Raw genomic sequence first — 17093 nt, 5'->3', positions numbered from 1 at the left:
CGGGTCAGGCGGCGACGTTGGTCGCCGTGGCCGAGGCGATGACCTCGGCCGCCCCCGCGGCGAATAGTCGGTGGCCGAGCGGGCTCGGATGCAGGCCGTCCTCGGTCCACATCTCGGCCCGTTCCCATTCGGGGCGGGCCGCGATGTCGAGCAGTTCGGCGCCGGTGTTCGCGGTGACCTCGGCCAGGGTGGTGTTGGCGTAGTCGAACCGCTCGCGCAGCAGTCCGCGGAAACCGTCCGGCACCGGGAGGCGTGCGGGGATGTCGGGGTAGCTGGCGGTGAAAACCGTTGCGCCCGAATCGCACAGCGTGCCGAAAATGGTGCGCAGATTCTCCGCGAATCGGTCGGGTTCGAAATCGCTGACCAGATCGTTGACGCCGACGACGACGCCGTAGACGTTCGAACGCGCCGCGAGAGCCGAAGGCAGCTGGGCGGCGACCACCGCGGTGGTCGTCGCGCCGTGCACGCCGAGATTGCGCACGGCGGCGGGGCGCATACCGAGTTGGCCGCCCAGGCGCGCCACCCAGCCCCGGTAGCCGCCGCCCGTGGCCGGGTCGCCCCGGCCTTCCACGAAACTGTCGCCGAGTGCGACCAGACCGGCCGCACTCATGCCAGCGCCTCGGTATTGGTCACGTGCCGGTCGGCCTCGGGAAATCCGACCTCTTCGTACAGGTCGGCCAGCTGCTGCTCACCGAAGAACTTGTCCGGCGGGTACAGGCCCGCGATCAGACCGAAGAACTTCTTCGAGTAGTCGGGGCTCATGCTGGTGGCCCGGAAGACCGAGTCGTAGTACGGCGTCAGCGTGAGTTCGGAGATGCTGCGGGTCAGCTCGTAGGTGCTCGCGCTCTGCGCGTCGCGTTCGCGTTCGTACTCGGCGAGGGTCTCGTCCATCGGGCGCGCGCCCGACAGGCCCTCGTGGGCGAGGTCGGCGAGCAGTTGGCCGTACTTGAAGGCATCGGTGATGCCCCAGCCGGTGAACGGGTCCTTGTGGTAGCCGGCGTCGCCGACCAGTGCCCAGCCGGGTCCGAAGGAACGCCGCCGGTAGTTGTCGGGGTAGAGCATCGGCCGGAACTGTTCGACGCGCTCGGCGGTGTCGCGGAAGCGCGCGCCGATGGCCGGGTCGATCTGGTCGATGATCTCCTGCACGCTGGCGTCGGGATCGGCACGGAACTCGCGGAAACGGTCGCGCTTGCGCATCACCGCGACCAGGTACTGGTCGTCGTTGGTCGGCCAGGCGGCGAACTGCTGCTCCCCGAAACCGGTGCGGTGCTGCATCCCCCAGTCGACGCCCTCGTAGTACGAGTAGTAGATGAAGCACGCGGCGGCGGAGCCGTCGTACTCCTGCGCGCCGACCTGCTTGGCCACCGTCGAATTCGACCCGTCGGCGCCGATCACCAGCCGCGCGCGGAACTCTTGCTCGGCGCCCTCGCCGACCCGGCCGCGGATACCGGCCACCCGATCGCCGTCGAAGACCAACTCGGTGACGCCGAAACCTTCGATGACCTCGGCGCCGGACTCACCGGCCGCCTCGACCAGGATCTTGTCCAGGACGGTGCGGCGCGGGCAGTACACCGCGTCGATGCCGTCGGCGGACGGGTCGGCCATGCCGTTGATGACGATATCGGTGTAGGTGAAGTTCAGGTTGCGCACCGGCGGGCATCCGGTGGCCACCACCCGGTCGAGCAGGCCCCACGAGTTCAGCAGGCTGAGGCCGGCCTGGTGGATGTAGTGGGTGGAGGGGGTGTCGCTGGGGAAGGTGGCCCGGTCGACGGCGAGCACCCGGTAGCCGCGCCTGGCCAGCAGCATCGCCAGCGGTGCGCCCGCGACGCGAGTTCCGACAACAATGACGTCGTACATGGTGGCATCACTTTCGGTAGTCGAATGACGATTCGAGTCTGTCGGCGCGAATGGCCGGGAACCAGTGGGCCGAGTCGTAATTCATCGGCCGATCGGTCCCGGCTATCACGCGGATGATTTCCCGCGAATTCACCCGCGGGAAAGGTAGAGCTGATCGATATCGTCCGAATAGGCCGATTCGATCGCGGCGCGGCGCAACTTCCGCGACGAGGTGAGCAGACCGTTCTCGACGGTGAAATCGCCATCGACGATCCGGAATTCGCGAATGGATTCCGGACGTGAGACGAGCGAATTCGCCTCGTCCACCGCGGCCCGGACCGCCGCGGACGGATCGCCCGCCGGATTCGCCGCGCGCCAGCGCTGGGCCTGCGGCTCGTCGAGGGTGACCAGCGCGGTGACGTAGGCGCGGCCGTCACCGATCACCATGCAATTGCTGACCAGCGGATGCAGCCGGACCCGATCCTCGAGCGGGGCGGGCGCGACGTTCTTACCGGTCGAGGTCACCAGGATTTCCTTCTTGCGTCCGGTGATCCGCAGGAAACCGTCGTCGTCGAGCTCGCCCAGGTCGCCGGTGTGCAGCCAGCCCTCGTCGTCGACGGGCCGCTGGTCGGCGGCCGCGCCCCAGTACCCCGGCGACACATGGGGACCGCGCACCAGCACCTCGCCGTCGGCGCCGATGCCGACCGAGGTCCCCGGGATCGGGCGACCGGTGGTGGCCAGGCGATTGGTCTCGGGGGCGTTGACCGTCACGGCGGTCGCCGCCTCGGTCAGGCCGTAGCAGTTCAGGATCACCACACCGAAACCCGCGTAGAAACCGGCGGTGGAATCGTCGAGGGACGCACCGCCGGAGATGACGTGACGCAGCCGGCCGCCCAGTGCCGCGCCGACCGGATTGTCGGTGGATTCCGGCGCCGCGCCGGCGCCGAGGATATCGAGTCCGCGTGCGACCGCCTCCTGTTCGGCCTCTTCGGTGATCAGGGTGCGACAGAACTTTCGGATCTTCTCCAGCCCGTAGGGAATCATGGCGAGGAAGGTGGGGCGCAGCCGCGGCAATGCGGGTACGAGGTCGGGGATGCCGGGCAGCAGGTAGGTCTGCGAACCGCCGACCAGGCACGCGAACAGGATGGTCTGACCGAAGACATGTGCCAGCGGCAGTGCGTGCACGGTGGTTCCGTCGAACATCGCGCCGGTCTGGCGGACGGTGTTGGCCGAGGAGACGTACATGTTGCGGTGGGTGATCATGCAGCCCTTGGCAACTCCGGTGGTGCCGCTGGTGTACACGATCATGGCGAGGTCGTCGGCGCGGACCGCGGCGATGCGGGCGTCGAGTTCGGGGGCGACCGCCGTGGTCGTCCAGGTGGCTATCTCGGGGAAGGTCCAGGCAGCCGTCGCGCCCGCCGCCGTCAGCCGTTCGGCGTCGGTCGCGTCCTCGGCGGCGAAATGCGCGCTGCCGCTGTCGGAGAGGATGTGTTTGATCTGCACCGGCGACGAGGTCGGGTACACGGGAACGAGGACGGCGCCGACGGCCAGGATCGCGCAGTCCAGCAGCGCCCACTCCAGTGTGGTCCGCCCCAGTACCGCGACCCGGTCACCCGCCGCGACACCGCGGGCGAGCAGCGCCGAGGCGACCGCGCGCACCGCCGTGTCGAGTTCGGCACAGGTGAGCACGGTTCCGTCCGCGGTGGACAGGGAATTCCGCTCCGGATTCCCCGCCGCCGCCGCGGATATCACCGAGTACAAACCGGTGTGGTCCGCCAGATCTGATCCGTTTTCGGTGATCGAGACACTATTCACAACGCCAATTCTTCTCGGCGATGTCGAATGATGTCTCCGCTATACCTCCTTGGCGACCGCGCGAATGTCAAATTCTATCGACGTGGTCATGCGGTTGCCGCGCGCGCAATATCGATTCGTGGGGTTTCGGCTGATTCTATGCATTCGAGAAACAGGGATACCGCCGGATTCGCCTCGGCCGCCAGCCATACCGCGTAGAGATCGAGTGTGGGAACCGGATCGAATAATTTCACCGCCACCGTGCTGCTGTCGGGAGCGCCCATGCCCATCGACACCGCGCGCGGCAGCGACGCGAAACCGACGACCGGGCGCACCGAGACCATATGCGCCGTCGCCCCCGGGTCGTCGGCGGTGTGGACCACCTCCAGCGAGATCCGTTTGTCCGCCGCCGCCTGGAAGATCGCGTCGTACATCGCCGGACACTGCTCGCGGGCGAACAGGACACATTCCTGCGCGTCCAATTCGGCGAACGGCACACCGGGCCGGTCCGCCCACCGGTGCCTGCGGCCCACGACCGCGACGAGCGGAACCCGGTGCAGCAGTCGCCGATACCGGAATTCGGTAGTACTCGGATGCCCGTAGACCAGGGCGACATCCAGCGAGCCGTCCGCCAGGGCCGCCAGCTGCGGTCCGGTGCGCTTCTCGAAAAGTGACACCACGATATCGGGATGTCTGCGGGTCATCCGCTCCAATGCGTCCGGCACCACGTGTCGACTGGCAGGCAGGTTGTACCCGACATTGAGTGAACCCGCCCGCCCGGCTGCCGTAGCCTTCGTCAACTTCGTGGCCCGTTCCATCTGCGCCACGATCAATCGTGCCTGGCTTTCGAACTCGAAACCGGCGGGGGTCAGCTTCACCTCGTGCGAATTGCGTGAAACGAGCTGTACCCCCAGCGATTTCTCCAACTTCTGCAACTGTGTGCTGAGGCTGGGCTGCGTCAGATGCAAGCGCTGCGCTGCGCGGCCGAAGTGCAGCTCTTCGGCGATCGCGATGAACGAGACCAGATGTCGGAACTCCATGCCGACTCCTTCCGGGTACCCGATACGCTAGCTTCGCCAAGTAACCGAGAATGAACCGAGCCCGCACAGCACCTGCCCAAACAGTTGCGGATGGGTGAACCGAATCCGCTGTCCATCGGCACGATGGTGACGGCGCGGCTAATCGGCTGTGAACGCGGTGGGCAGCGCTTCGAGGCCGCGAATGACGACATTCGGCTTGAACGGCGGCGTGTCGGAAAGCAATTCGATGCCGCGCACCTTGCGCAGCAATACGTCGAGCAGTACCTCCATCTCCAGCAGCGCCAGCGGCGCACCCAGGCAGTAGTGGATGCCGAGACTGAAACCGAGATGCCTGTTGGCCGGTTTCATCCGGTCGGCGTAGCGCGAGACATCGGTGCGGTCGGGGTCGGTGAAGGCCGCGTCGTCGCGGTTGGCCGAGTTGATCAGGACGACGACACCCTCCCCCTTCTCGAATTCGTGCCCGGCCACGGTGATCGGGCGCGTCGCGGCGCGCGTGGTGATCTGCACCGACGGCTCGAGCCGCAGCAGTTCGTCCGGGGCGTAGGCGGCCAGGCCGGGGTTCGCGCGCATGGCGGCGATCTGGTCCGGATTGCGCATCAGCCGCAACATGCCGGTGCCGATCAGGTTCGCCGTGGTCTCGTGACCGGCGACGAAGGTGGTGATGCAGGTGGCGAGCAGTTCCTGTTCGGTCAGCACGTCACCGCGGTCCTCGACCTGGGACAGCACACTGAGCAGATCGTCGGTGGGACGGGCCCTGCGCTCGTTCAGCAATTCGCGGAAGTAGGACATGAAACCGCGCGAGGCCGCGCTGCGGGCCCGCAGCGCTTCCTCGGGCAGCGTGTAGTCGTGGTCGAAACCGCGCGCCAGGTCCAGCGACCATCGGTGTACCTGGGCGTAGGCCTCCTCGGGGACGCCGATCAGCTCGCAGGCGATGACCAGCGGCAGCGGGTAGGCGATCATCTCGACGAGATCGAATTCCCCCGCCTCGAGGGCGTTGTCGACCAACTGTTCGGTGAGCTGTTCGATCCGTGGCCGCAGCCGGGTGACCATACGCGGGGTGAAACCCTTGGTCACCAGATTGCGCAGCCGGGTGTGGTCCGGCGGTTCCATCCACAGGAACGAGGTCGGCAGTTCCTCGGGTGCGTCTTCGGGCGACACCGTCGGATGCATCATCCCCGCTTCCTCCGCGTGGCTCCACGCGGTGGTCGAGAGCACCGCGGCGCAATCCTCGTAGCGGGTCAGGACACGGTGGCCCAGTGGGGTCTGATGCACCGGGCCAGCCTCGCGCAGCACGCGGCCGGGGGTATAGGGGTCGGATCGGCCTTCGGGGCCGAACAGTTTCACGAGTGCGTCCTGGATCGCGGCGTCGCGTTCCGCGACGACCGTTGTCTCGGAAGTCATAGCGGGTGGTGCCTCCTGTTCGAACGATCGGTCAACGATGGTTTCGACTGCCACGCAGCAGTATTCGGCCCGCCATCGCGGGATGGAGCAGCGCGGCCGGTGGCTCGACGAGGTTGGCGACGCGCAGGAAGGTCCGCGCCACCTTCGGGTCGGTATGCGCGGCGCGATGGGCCGCGCCGACGTAGGCGTTGGTGACACGGATCCGTGCCGTGCGGTCGCCGACGACACCCGGGTAGCGCAGATCCGAGCCGGTCGACATCTGCCACGCGACGTCGATGATCCGGCCCGCGGCGGCGTAGAAACGCGAGGGCAGATCCGTCGTGCCCGAGGCGGTGAGGCAGTCGCGCAACGCGAGTGCCTGCTGCGCGGCGACCGACATCCCCTGCGCGTAGAGGGGATTGAAACTGCATACCGCGTCACCGAGGGCGAGGAATCCGTCGATGGGCGCGCCGCAGCGTTCGTACCGGCGTCGTATCGAATGCCGGAACCGGTGGGGCACGATGTCGCCGAGCGGTTCGGCGGCGGTGATGATGCCGTGGATGTCGGGTGCGGCGAGCGTGGCCGCGAAGGCGGCGAAGGCGGCCGGATCGGTCGGCGGATGATCGCCGAGCATTCCGGCGAGTGTCACGTGCCAGCGGTCGTCCTCGACGCGGATCGCGCCCCCGCCGCGCCCGTTCGGTCCGGTCGAGATGATGACCGAGCTGTGATCGTCGAGCTGGCCGGGACTGCGCCGGTAGAACCGCGACGCGTAGCCGAGATCGACCTCGACCTGATCCTGCGGCGGGACCGGCGCCGCGAGAGCTCGCAACCACTCCGGTGCGCGCGAGGCCCGTCCGGTCGCGTCGACCACCAGATCTGCGGCGAGCGTGCGCGGGTCGTCGTCGCGGGAGACGACGACCCCGGTCACTTCACGCGCGGTGCCCGCGAGGGCCTTCGCCGTGGTCCGATCACGCAGTGTGACGCCGGGAATCGCCAGCGTGCGGTCCCTGATGACCGATTCGAGCAGCGGTCTCGTCGCCATCAGCGAGGTCAGCCCGGTGGACGTCGGGGTGACCCGAAGGCCCCCGAGATACCAGCGGGTGCCGAGCAATGCCTCGGCGGTGGGCGCGCCGAGTCCGGCCACCCGCGCGGTGAACCCGGGGTAGAGCTCCTCCATGATGGTGCGGCCACGGTCGAGCAGGCCGTGCAGATGCCTCGCCTGCGGGACGCCCCGGCGCGAGCCCTCCTCGTCGAGCGGGTCGCGCTCGATCAGGGTGACCCGCGCGAAATGGTCGGAAAGCACACGGGCGGTGAGCATTCCGGCGATTCCCGCGCCGAGTACGACCGCGTGCCCGGAGCCATCGGCACTCATCGTGTCAGCGTCACCGGGAGGGCGGCGATCCCACGGTGGATCAGGCTGGGCCGGTAATCGATCCGTTCGGTGGCCAGGTCCACCGACGAGGTCCGTTCGAACAGGGTCCGCACGGCGGTGTCGGCTTCGATCCGGGCCAGCGGCGCGCCGACGCAGAAGTGTATGCCGAGACTGAAGCCGAGATGTTTGCGGGCGGGCCGGTTTCCGGCGTAACGGGTGACGTCGAAGCTGTCGGCGTCGGAGAACACCCGGTCGTCGCGACCCGCCGACGCCGTGAGCACCACGACCCCGTCACCACGGCGGAACGTACGCCCGCCCACCACGGTGTCGGCCAGCGCGACCCGGATGGTGAATTGCGTGGGCGGGTCGTAGCGCATCATCTCGTCCAGGGCGGGCGCGATCAGGTCCGGATTCTCGCGCAGGATCGCCACCTGGTCGGGGTTGCGCAGCAGCGCGAGCATGCCGTTGCCGATGAGATTGATCGAGGTCTCCATGCCCGCGACCAGCGTCAACAGCGCGATGCCGATGACCTCGGGTTCGGTCAGCACGCCCGCGGCCGAGGCCGCGACGAGTTCGCCGAGCAGATCCGAACTCGGCTGCTCCTTCTTCCGCGCGACCACCCGCGCGAAATAGCCCATACATTCCATCGCCGCCGTGCCCCGGGCCGCGACGTCCTGCTCGCCGAGCAGCCAATCGGGGTCGCTGCCGCGCGCGATCGCCAGCTGCCATTCGCGGAACAGCGCGCCGTCGGCGGGGTCGGCGCCGAGCAGGCGTACCGGAACCATCGCCACGGCCAGCGGCACGGCGAGATCGTTGAGGATGTCGAGTTCGCCGCGTTCGAGCGCGCGATCGACCAGTTCGCCGACGACCCGGCCCGCCAACGGCGACATCTCGGCCATGGTCTTCGGCGTGAACGCCTTCGCGACCACCTTGCGATAGCGGCCGTGTTCGGGCGGGTCCATGCGGACGAACGACCCCGGGATGGCCGCGGTGGTGTCGCGGAACGGGCTGATACCCGCGCTGTACCCGTGCCCCCAATCCGAGCCGGTGAGGATCTGCGCGCACTCCTCGTAGCGGGTGACCATCGTGACCGGCACGTCGCCGAATTCGAACGGGAACAACGCCGCCGCGTCGCGCACCCGGCGGTAGGCGGGATAGGGATCGGCGTGCTGATCGGGTTGCCAGGCGTCGAAGGTGACGCCGGTGGGGAGTGCGGTGCTCATCGGGGCTCCATTCGGACACGAAGTTGCGACATGCCGCGCACGACCACATTCGGTCGGTACGGCGGTTCCTCGAGCAGCGTCATCGACTCGACCCGGCTCGCGAGAGCTCGCAGGACCACCGACATCTCGAGCCGAGCCAGCGGTGCCCCGAGGCAGTAGTGCAGGCCGAGGCCGAAGGACAGGTGCCGTTCGGGGCGAGCACCGCGCGCGTAGCGGGCGATATCGAAGCGATCGGCGTCGGGGAAGGCGAGCGGATCGCGGTTGGCCGAGGCCAGGAGGACGATCACCGCGTCACCGGGGGCGAATGTCCTTCCGCCCACGGCGATTTCGTCGTGGGCGGTGCGGGTGGTCAGGTGCACGGGTGCGTCGTAGCGCAGCACTTCGTCGACCGCCGGTTCCGCGAGTTCCGGGAACGAACGCAGTCGCTGGAATTCCTCCGGGTGGCGGATGAGGGCCAGTACGCCGTTGCCGATGAGGTTCACCGTGGTCTCGTGGCCCGCGACGACCAGGATCAACAGGGTGCCGAGCAGTTCGGTGCGGGTCAGTCCGGCGCCCGCGTCGTCGGCCTGGACCAGGGCGGTGATCAGATCCGCTCGTGGCTCCGCGCGCCGCCGGTCGACCAGGTCGCCGAAGAATTCCAGGAAGGCGTGTACGGCCGCGGTCCGCGCGGCCAATTCGTCCGGGGAGAGCAGCACATCCGGATCGAGCCCACGAGCGATACCCGTCGACATGGTCCTGACGTGCTCGTGCGCCTCCTCGGGGACGCCCAACAGTTCGCACACCATGGTCAACGGAAGGGGGTATGCCAGCGCGTCGAGTAGGTCGACCTCACCCTGCGCGAGGATCTTGTCCAGCAGATCCCCGGTCAATTGCTCGGCGCGCTCACGCATGCCGGAGATGGTGCGAGCGGTGAACGCCTTGCCGACCAGGCCGCGCAATCGGGTGTGCTCCGGGGGTTCCATCCACAGGAACGACCCCGGCAGTTCGACATCGCTGTCGCCGTGCAGGAGTTCGGGTTCCTCGGCATGGCTCCACCTGGCGTCCTGCATGATCGCCTGCGCCTCCCGATGCCGGGTGACCAGATGCGTGTCGTGCGGTCCCGGGACGAACGGGCCGTCGGCGCGTAATATCTCGTAGCTGCCGTACGGATTGTGCCGCATATGTGGCGCGATACTCTCGAGGACCGCGATTTGCACGGGGGTCGGCGCCGCACTCGCGGAATGGTCGGAAATCACCGGCAACTCCTGGATACAGAAATAGGTGAAAATCGCACCGCACCCCGGCCGTTCGGAACGGCTTGCAGCCCAGCGCATTCGAGACCAATCGTGCCATCGACCGGCGGGGACGCCTCGGCAATCGACTGTTTCGATCGCGCCATAGCGGAATTACTCGATCACCCGGAACAATGGCGTGATCGCGGATTCATATCGAACCGTTCAATTCATGATGCGTTCAAAGAGTTGTCACAATTCGCTGTTGTCGTGGAAAACATGAATTCTGCGGATTCGGCCGAAACGTTGCACGGCCTGCTGGCCCGCGTCGCCGCCGACCACCCCCTGGTGCACGCCCGGTTCTGGTCGGTCTCCGAATCGCTGAGCTATCGCGAACTCGATCGGGCGGCGCGTTCGATGGCCGCCGCGCTGGTCCGGCGCGGGATCCGGCGCGGTGAACCGATCGGCATCCTGTGCCCCAACGCACCGGAATTCCTGATCTGCCTGTTCGCCGTCGCCGCGGCGGGCGGTGCGGCGACGCCCCTTCCGCTGCCCGCGGGCGCGAAACAGACCGGCGGCTATCCCAAGAAACTGGCCGCCATCGCCGAGGCGGCGGGAATGAACACCCTCCTCGTCTCACATCGCTTCGCCGATCTCACGCCCCTCGTCGCCGACGTGGTCGAGGCCGAACTGCTCGACGCGGGTGCGCTCGCCCGCCTCGCCGACGAGACCGAGGACACCGACACCGCACTGCCGAGGATGCGGGGCGACGAACCCGCCATCGTGCAGTTCACCTCCGGCAGCACGGCGATGCCGAAAGGTGTTCGCCTGACCCATCGCAACGTGCTGAGCGGACTGGCCGCCATCCGTTCCGGCATCGACCTGAGCCTCGACGATAAGGGTGGATTCTGGCTGCCGCTGTTCCACGACATGGGTCTGTTCGGCACGCTGTCGGCGGTCCTTCGCGGTATCCCGGCGCACGTGTGGTCGCCGATGTCGTTCGTCAAGGATCCGACGCGCTGGCTGGCCGAATTCGCCGAGAGCGGATCGACCATCACCGCGATGCCGAATTTCGGCTACGAATCGCTGCTGGCCGCGATCTCGCCGGAAGAGGTCGCCGAATTCGATCTGCGGCGCTGGCGGATCGCGTTCAACGGAGCCGAACCGATCTCGCACGACGTGGTTTCCGCGTTCTGCGAACGTTTCGCACCGGCGGGGTTCGCGCGGTCGAGCATGTTCGGCGTGTACGGCATGGCCGAGGCGACGCTCGCCGTCGCCTTCCCGCCGCTGGGCCGCGCACCGGTCTTCGAATGGGTCGACCGCGCCCGGCTCTGCGACGACAGTCGCGCCGAGACCGTCCCCTCCGACGCCGCGGGCGCACGCGCGGTCGCGAGCGTCGGTTCGGCCGTGGCCGGACTCACCCTGCGCGTCGTGGCGCCCGATACCGGAACCGAACTGCGCGACGGCGCGGTCGGCGAGATCCTGATCCGCGGTGACGCGGTGACCGCGGGGTATCTGTCCGCCGATCCGGCCGCGACCGCGGGCCTCATCACCGACGACGGCTGGTTGCGCACCGGCGATCTCGGGTACCTGCGCGCGGGTGAACTCTTCGTCACCGGCCGCAGCAAGGACATGATCACCGTGCGCGGCGCGAACTACTACGCCCAGGACGTGGAGGCCGCGATCGGCGATCTCGCCGGCATCTACAAAGGTCGGTGCACCGCGGCCGCCGATCCGGGCGGAGCCGACATCATCGCGCTGATCGCCGAATCCGAACGCACCGGCGCCGAGGCCGAGCTGCTCGCCCGCGATATCCGCGACCGGATCGCGGCCGAACTCGGCCTGGCCGCCGTCGAAGTCCACATCGTCGCCCCGCGCAGCATTCCCCGCACCAGCAGCGGCAAACTCCGCCGTCTCGCCGCACGTGACCTGCTCACCGCCGGCCACTGAACCCCTCCGGCGACTTCCGCACCGCCCCTACCGATCTGGAGCCACGATGCACAGCTACGACGTGTTCCGCCATTACGAGCGGCTGCACTGGCGCCTCGCCGACCTGGATCTCGACGCGATCGACCGCAGTCTGGTCCGCCCCGAGTACATCACCCTGGCCAAGAGCGCCACCATGGGCGAATCCAATGTGATCGCCGCCGTCCACGGATTCATGAACGAATTCGTCGACGACTACGACTTCTCCACTTTCGCCGTGGTCTGGGGCTATCAGGAAGTGCAGCACCACTACGCCTTCCGGTCGTGGCTCGGCGCGGTGGGCGAGGCCGTCGACGAGAAGGCGGTCGATTCCATGCGCGAGCCCTACGCCCCCGGCACCACCCCCTCGGCCACCCTGGCCACCAACATCATCTCCGAGCTGACGGTCAACCACATCTACCGCGCGGTGTCGAACTGGGTGCGCGAGCCCGTGCTGAAGAATCTGCTGCTCGACGCCAGCCGCGACGAAGCGGGCCATGCCCGCGAATTCATCCACTACGCCACCGAACGGTTGAAGCGGCGACCCGAAGAGCTGCCCTCCGTATTGGAAACGCTCTACGTCTACAGCTCCGAGGCCAAGATCAAACATCCGGTGAGCACCTTCAAATCCGGGATCACCGAACTCGGCGATCACGAGACCATCGATACCGGATTCGAGCTGTTCCTCGAACAGGTCGCAGCCGTTGGCGAACTGGATGTGTTGCACGACAAGGTCCGCCGCACCTTCGCCAATATGACCGGCCTCGATCTGTCGAGTAACGCCCGGGTGCGCCGCGCGCTCGCGGACGCGCTGGTCTGAGCCGGTCTACGCCATGGATCAGGAAACCATCGCCGTACCGTGGTCGGTCATCCCCGACTACCGGTGCTTCGGGTGTTCCCCACACAACGAAGGCGGCCTGCGGCTGGTCTTCACCGCCCATCCCGACGGGTTGCAGGCCCGGTTCCGGCTCGGTCGATCCTTCGAGTCCTACCCGGGTGTCGTGCACGGCGGTCTGACCGGCGTGATCTGCGACGAGGTGATGGGGAATCTGATCGTGCTCGCACGGCACACGCCCGCGTTCACCGTCTCGCAGCGCACCCGGTTCGTCACACCGCTGCTCGTGGATCACGAATACACCTGCGTGGCAAGTCTTTCCGGTAGCGCCTCGGATGCCTTGATCCAGGGCAACGCCGAAATCCTCGACGCGTCTGGAGCGCTGTGCGCCGGATCGACCGCCACCTACCAGCCCTTCGACTTCCGCGACGTGCGCCATCAGCTGACGCTCGACGACGACGAGGTCGCCCTGCTCTCACACGCTCTCGACCCCGAATCGCACGACCGTCCCGCAATGAACCGCCCCGCAACGAACGGAGTCCTGCCATGACCGCGAACACCCCCGACGAGATCCTGCGCACCATCACCGCCATCGCCGTGGCCGAAACCGGTATCGCCGAGACCGAACTGCGTCCCGATGTCGACCTGCGCGCGATGGCGGGCGTCGACTCGGTGCGGGTGCTGCGCATGGTCGCCAAGATCGAGCGCGCCTACGACATCGAACTCGAGGACGAGGCCGTCTTCGGCATGGCCACACTCGACGATGTCGTCGCCGTGGTGGACAGCGAACTGCGCCAGGCCGCCGCGTGAGCGTCGACAGCGTCACGGCCGACAGCGTCAGCGCGCCCGGCGCGATCGCCGACACCAATCAGCACTACGACCTCGACCCGGATATCTTCGGCCAGTTCCTCGACCCGCTGCGCAAGTACAGCGCGGGCCGCTACCTGTCCGAGCACGACACCCTCGAACAGGCCCAGCGCAACAAGTTGCGCTTCGTCGCCGACCGGCTCGGCCTGCGCGGCGGGGAACGGCTGCTCGATATCGGCTGCGGCTGGGGTTCGCTGATCCTGTACATGGCGGCCGAACTCCGGTGCGAGACGCTGGGTGTCAGCCCCGCGCCGCGCCAGCACGGCTACATCGCCGAACAGGCCGCCGCCCGCGGCGTCGCGGATCTGGTCCGCACCAGGGTCGGCCACTTCGAACGTCTCGACCTGCCCGCGCGCGGTTTCGACGCGGTGACCATGCTCGGGTCGATCGTGCACATGCCCGACCTGGACGAGGTGTTCCGGCGCGCGCGGGCGGTGCTGCGCCGCGACGGCAGGCTCTACGTCTCGGAGAGTTGCTTCCGCAACGCCGCGATCCGGGCCCGATTCGACGACAGGGCCGGTACCGATTTCGTCCGCGAGGACATCTTCGGCTGGGGCGATCTGCGACCGCTGTCGGATCTGGTCACCGCTGCGGAGAGCGCGGGCTTCTCGATCATCTCGGTGGACGATCTGACCGAGGACTACCACCGCACCATCGAGGACTGGATCGCCAACGTCGAGGCGAACGCGGCCACGATCGACACGCACGGGGCGGGCATGGCCCAGCGGCTGCGGCACTACCTGGAGATCGCCAACGCGGGCTGGGGGTACACCACCAAGCATTACGCGCTGGTGTGCCGCAACGGCCGCTGACACCGGAGGACGACGACCATGGACATCGAGTCCGGATTGATCCCCGTCGGCGATATCGCCGATGCCGTCGACGGGTTCCTCGCCGCCTCCCCCGCTGCCCGTGGCTGGGATGTGGAGACCGCCGTCGACTGGAGCCGCGCCGACGCGGGGCTGCTCAGCGAGGGGCAACGCTCGGCGGTCGAGTTCATCACGCTCATCGAGGATCACCTGCCCGGCTATTTCGAGGTGTACCACCGGTATTTCCCGGTCGACGACACCGTCGACGCGCCGACCTTCGTCCACAATCGCGAGCTGTACCACTTCACGGTCCGCTGGGCCCTGGAGGAGGACACCCATGCCCGCGCGCTGACGCGCTACCAGCGGGCGTCGGGGATGGCCGAGCGCGACGCCCTTCGCACCGCGTTGGCGGTGGAGGGTCGCCGTCCCTTCGACCTGCCCTACGAGCATCCGGTGCAGTTCTTCGCCTACGCGCTGGTGCAGGAGAAGGCGACGCAGATGTACTACCAGCAGTTGCGTGACGTGGTGGGCGATCCGGTGCTCGCGACGGTGCTGTCGCGGCTCGCGCGCGACGAGGCACGGCATTTCAGTTTCATGGCCGACGTGGTCGGGCGCTATCTGCGCGTGCACGGTGACGCCGTCGTCGAACCGATCCGCGACGTGGTGGCGCATTTCCGGATGCCGCTCGCCGACACAATGCGCGGGTATTGGCGCTGGGCGCTGAAGATCGCGGACGTGGCCGAATACGACCACACCGAGGCCTATGAACATCTGGTGAAGGTGATCGACCGCGCGGTCGACGCCCGCACGGATCGGGTCGACGAACTGGTGCGATTCATCGACCAGTGCCGGATCGTGGCCTGACCGCGAACGAGGAAGGGGCCCGCGACATCGTGTCGCGGGCCCCTTCGTCGGGTCAGCTCCCCGGCTGAAGAACCAGGATCGTGGTCGAACCGTGCGCGATCAACTTCCCGCCCGCGTCGGTGATCCGACCCTCGGCGGTGGCGGTGCGCCGCCCGACGTGCACCACCTCGGCATCGCAGGTGAGCCTGCTGCCGTCGAGCGTGACCGACCGGATGAAATTCACTTTCAGTTCCAGCGTCGTGTACGCGACACCGTCGGCGAGCCTGGTGAACACCGCACTGCCCATCGCGGTGTCCATCAGGGTGGCGAGCACGCCGCCGTGCACGGTGAACATCGCGTTGATGGTGGCCGGATTCGGGTCGAGATAGTAGCGGGTACGACCGTCGCCCACGTACTCCTGCCGGATTCCGAGCGACGCGCCGACGCCCAGATTCTCCCGCAGGCCCCGCTCGAACACCTCCGTCAGTTCACCGGCTCGCGACGCGACCGTTCCGGTGAGTCCGCTGCCGTTGGCCTGGGTGCTGGTCATGAGATCTTCCTCCCTGCCGTACAAAGTGCCGAATTCGCCGCGCATCCGCATCGGCTTCTCAACGCTCACCCATTCCCCGGCCGAACGCCGGTCCCGCGCGATATTCGATTGGCGCGATCGACGTTCGCGATCGACGCCTCACGAACGCCGTTTCGCGATCTGTGACAATGGCCGGAAATACCGCGTCACGCAGGTACGCATTCGATGTCATGCCGCACCGCGTGCAGAAATATCGAAGAATTCGCCACCGATCGCCCCCCTGTGCGCCTACCCTTGACGCGTCAGTTTTCCACTACGGCTCGACCACCTGTCGCGAAGTGGTATTCGACCACTTCGCCTAGAAGTTGGGAGAAGCACCGAATGGACAATCGCGACATTCTCGCCGCCTTCGCACTCATGGACCGAGACGGCGACGGCTACGTCACCCGCGACGAATTCTTCGCGCACTACCAGAACGAGGGACGTCAGCCGCACGACATCATCGCCATGTTCGACACTCTCGACAGCGACGGTGACGGGATGATCGTCAAGCACGAGGTCCAGGCCGCGCGCGACCGTATCTGAGTCGGTCCGAACGCGGACTCCGCGAGCGAGTCGGTCCCGGATACCGTTCCGGGACCGACTCGCTCGTCGGAGTCAGTGCCCCGACATACCGCCGTCCACCGCGAGGGTCGTCCCGGTGATGTAAGAACTCGCGGGACTCGCCAGGAAGACGACGGCCGCGTCGAGTTCGTGCTGTTCGCCGAGCCTGCCCAACGGGCTGGTCTGTCGCACGAAGGTCAGCAGTTGGTCGGCGGGCACGGCGGCGGTCATCTCGCTGGCGAAATAGCCGGGGGCGATGGCATTCACCCGGATACCTCGGCGGCCCGACCACTGCTGGGCGAGATCTCGGGTGAGGCCGATGAGCCCCGCCTTACTCGCGGCATAGGCCGCCTGCGGCGCATAGGATTTGATCAGGCCGAGCACGCTGGCGATATTGACGATGCTCGAACCCGGCGTCATCCGCTGCCCGCAGGCCTGCGCCGCCCAGTACGCGCCGTTGAGGTTCAGGTCGATGACCTTGCGGAATTCGTCGGGCTGCTCCCGCACCGCGGGGACCGCCGTTCCGATACCGGCGTTGTTGATCAGGATGTCGATGCGGCCGTACTCGGTCATCGCCGCCTCGGCCATGGCCTGGCACCGATCGGGATCGGACACGTCCGCGCCGACGACGAGGGCGCGCCTGCCGAGTTCGCGCACCCGGGCGGCGACGGACTCCAACTGTTCGGTCCGGCGGGCGGCCAGAACCAGATCCGCGCCCGCTTGGGCGAGCGCGAGGGCGAATCCGGCGCCCAGGCCCGAACTCGCGCCGGTGACGATCGCGACCGT

General features: G+C 67.6%; 16 protein-coding genes and 1 pseudogene. 7 read left to right on the top strand and 10 right to left on the bottom strand.

All coding sequences use genetic code 11. The features are described 5' to 3' along the window. Positions 1 to 4: 4 nt before the first annotated feature. The 8 genes from OG225_RS10400 to OG225_RS10365 all read right to left on the bottom strand — a co-directional run bounded on the left by OG225_RS10400 (position 5) and on the right by OG225_RS10365 (position 9880). Entirely contained in the window at positions 5 to 610 is a 606-nt protein-coding gene (locus tag OG225_RS10400; RefSeq protein ID WP_405181465.1) for an SGNH/GDSL hydrolase family protein, read from the bottom strand. Continuing rightward, positions 607 to 1857 (bottom strand): NAD(P)/FAD-dependent oxidoreductase, encoded by a 1251-nt coding sequence (locus tag OG225_RS10395; RefSeq protein WP_405181464.1) that lies wholly within the window; start codon positions 1855 to 1857, stop codon positions 607 to 609. Before OG225_RS10395 ends, OG225_RS10400 begins: the two co-directional genes overlap by 4 nt. 129 nt (positions 1858 to 1986) lie before the next feature. After that, positions 1987 to 3651 carry an AMP-dependent synthetase/ligase gene (locus OG225_RS10390; protein ID WP_405181463.1) on the bottom strand — a complete coding sequence of 555 codons (1665 nt, stop codon included), beginning with the start codon at positions 3649 to 3651 and terminating at the stop codon, positions 1987 to 1989. 86 nt (positions 3652 to 3737) lie between these two features. After that, positions 3738 to 4670 (bottom strand): LysR family transcriptional regulator, encoded by a 933-nt coding sequence (locus tag OG225_RS10385; RefSeq protein WP_405181462.1) that lies wholly within the window; start codon positions 4668 to 4670, stop codon positions 3738 to 3740. Between the two features lie 138 nt (positions 4671 to 4808). Then, on the bottom strand, positions 4809 to 6071 hold the full coding sequence (locus tag OG225_RS10380) for a cytochrome P450 (RefSeq protein ID WP_405181461.1): 1263 nt from the start codon (positions 6069 to 6071) through the stop codon (positions 4809 to 4811). 31 nt (positions 6072 to 6102) lie between these two features. Continuing rightward, positions 6103 to 7422: an NAD(P)/FAD-dependent oxidoreductase gene (locus OG225_RS10375; protein ID WP_405181460.1), complete on the bottom strand. Its 1320-nt coding sequence runs from the start codon at positions 7420 to 7422 to the stop codon at positions 6103 to 6105. Next, positions 7419 to 8645 (bottom strand): cytochrome P450, encoded by a 1227-nt coding sequence (locus OG225_RS10370; RefSeq protein ID WP_405181459.1) that lies wholly within the window; start codon positions 8643 to 8645, stop codon positions 7419 to 7421. Before OG225_RS10370 ends, OG225_RS10375 begins: the two co-directional genes overlap by 4 nt. Further along, entirely contained in the window at positions 8642 to 9880 is a 1239-nt protein-coding gene (locus OG225_RS10365) for a cytochrome P450 (protein WP_405181458.1), read from the bottom strand. Before OG225_RS10365 ends, OG225_RS10370 begins: the two co-directional genes overlap by 4 nt. Before the next feature lie 255 nt (positions 9881 to 10135). Between OG225_RS10365 and OG225_RS10360 the strand changes: the two genes are divergently transcribed. The 6 genes from OG225_RS10360 to OG225_RS10335 are packed head-to-tail and all read left to right on the top strand — an operon-like array spanning position 10136 to position 15196. Beyond that, positions 10136 to 11806 carry an AMP-binding protein gene (locus tag OG225_RS10360; RefSeq protein ID WP_405181457.1) on the top strand — a complete coding sequence of 557 codons (1671 nt, stop codon included), beginning with the start codon at positions 10136 to 10138 and terminating at the stop codon, positions 11804 to 11806. Between the two features lie 46 nt (positions 11807 to 11852). Beyond that, positions 11853 to 12641 carry a ferritin-like domain-containing protein gene (locus OG225_RS10355; protein ID WP_355085132.1) on the top strand — a complete coding sequence of 263 codons (789 nt, stop codon included), beginning with the start codon at positions 11853 to 11855 and terminating at the stop codon, positions 12639 to 12641. Positions 12642 to 12654: 13 nt separating this feature from the next. Then, entirely contained in the window at positions 12655 to 13206 is a 552-nt protein-coding gene (locus OG225_RS10350; protein WP_405181456.1) for a PaaI family thioesterase, read from the top strand. Further along, positions 13203 to 13466 carry an acyl carrier protein gene (locus tag OG225_RS10345; RefSeq protein ID WP_216906925.1) on the top strand — a complete coding sequence of 88 codons (264 nt, stop codon included), beginning with the start codon at positions 13203 to 13205 and terminating at the stop codon, positions 13464 to 13466. The genes OG225_RS10350 and OG225_RS10345 overlap by 4 nt, the downstream gene beginning before the upstream one ends. Next, complete coding sequence (locus tag OG225_RS10340) at positions 13463 to 14335, top strand: SAM-dependent methyltransferase (RefSeq protein WP_405181455.1); 873 nt, start codon at positions 13463 to 13465, stop codon at positions 14333 to 14335. The genes OG225_RS10345 and OG225_RS10340 overlap by 4 nt, the downstream gene beginning before the upstream one ends. A gap of 18 nt (positions 14336 to 14353) precedes the next feature. Next, on the top strand, positions 14354 to 15196 hold the full coding sequence (locus tag OG225_RS10335; protein WP_405181454.1) for an acyl-ACP desaturase: 843 nt from the start codon (positions 14354 to 14356) through the stop codon (positions 15194 to 15196). Positions 15197 to 15248: 52 nt separating this feature from the next. Here OG225_RS10335 and OG225_RS10330 read toward each other — a convergent pair whose 3' ends face one another. Beyond that, entirely contained in the window at positions 15249 to 15794 is a 546-nt protein-coding gene (locus OG225_RS10330; protein ID WP_405181453.1) for a PaaI family thioesterase, read from the bottom strand. A gap of 291 nt (positions 15795 to 16085) precedes the next feature. Between OG225_RS10330 and OG225_RS10325 the strand changes: the two genes are divergently transcribed. Next, positions 16086 to 16289, top strand: coding sequence for an EF-hand domain-containing protein (locus tag OG225_RS10325; protein ID WP_109524403.1), 204 nt, complete (start codon positions 16086 to 16088; stop codon positions 16287 to 16289). Between the two features lie 72 nt (positions 16290 to 16361). Here OG225_RS10325 and OG225_RS10320 read toward each other — a convergent pair. Next, positions 16362 to 17093: pseudogene (locus OG225_RS10320) on the bottom strand (SDR family NAD(P)-dependent oxidoreductase); the annotation flags it as partial.

This window comes from Nocardia sp. NBC_01377 (assembly GCF_045040005.1).
Classification (GTDB): Bacteria; Actinomycetota; Actinomycetes; order Mycobacteriales; family Mycobacteriaceae; genus Nocardia; species Nocardia noduli.
This window is presented reverse-complemented; position numbering and strand designations above follow the sequence as displayed.

Coding starts and splice junctions, on each gene's coding strand:
- OG225_RS10325 (WP_109524403.1), top strand. CDS start 16,086: ATGGACAATCGCGACATTCTCGCCGCCTTCGCACTCATGGACCGAGAC.
- OG225_RS10375 (WP_405181460.1), bottom strand. CDS start 7,422: ATGAGTGCCGATGGCTCCGGGCACGCGGTCGTACTCGGCGCGGGAATC.
- OG225_RS10355 (WP_355085132.1), top strand. CDS start 11,853: ATGCACAGCTACGACGTGTTCCGCCATTACGAGCGGCTGCACTGGCGC.
- OG225_RS10385 (WP_405181462.1), bottom strand. CDS start 4,670: ATGGAGTTCCGACATCTGGTCTCGTTCATCGCGATCGCCGAAGAGCTG.
- OG225_RS10345 (WP_216906925.1), top strand. CDS start 13,203: ATGACCGCGAACACCCCCGACGAGATCCTGCGCACCATCACCGCCATC.
- OG225_RS10350 (WP_405181456.1), top strand. CDS start 12,655: ATGGATCAGGAAACCATCGCCGTACCGTGGTCGGTCATCCCCGACTAC.
- OG225_RS10360 (WP_405181457.1), top strand. CDS start 10,136: ATGAATTCTGCGGATTCGGCCGAAACGTTGCACGGCCTGCTGGCCCGC.
- OG225_RS10395 (WP_405181464.1), bottom strand. CDS start 1,857: ATGTACGACGTCATTGTTGTCGGAACTCGCGTCGCGGGCGCACCGCTG.
- OG225_RS10400 (WP_405181465.1), bottom strand. CDS start 610: ATGAGTGCGGCCGGTCTGGTCGCACTCGGCGACAGTTTCGTGGAAGGC.
- OG225_RS10380 (WP_405181461.1), bottom strand. CDS start 6,071: ATGACTTCCGAGACAACGGTCGTCGCGGAACGCGACGCCGCGATCCAG.
- OG225_RS10335 (WP_405181454.1), top strand. CDS start 14,354: ATGGACATCGAGTCCGGATTGATCCCCGTCGGCGATATCGCCGATGCC.
- OG225_RS10370 (WP_405181459.1), bottom strand. CDS start 8,645: ATGAGCACCGCACTCCCCACCGGCGTCACCTTCGACGCCTGGCAACCC.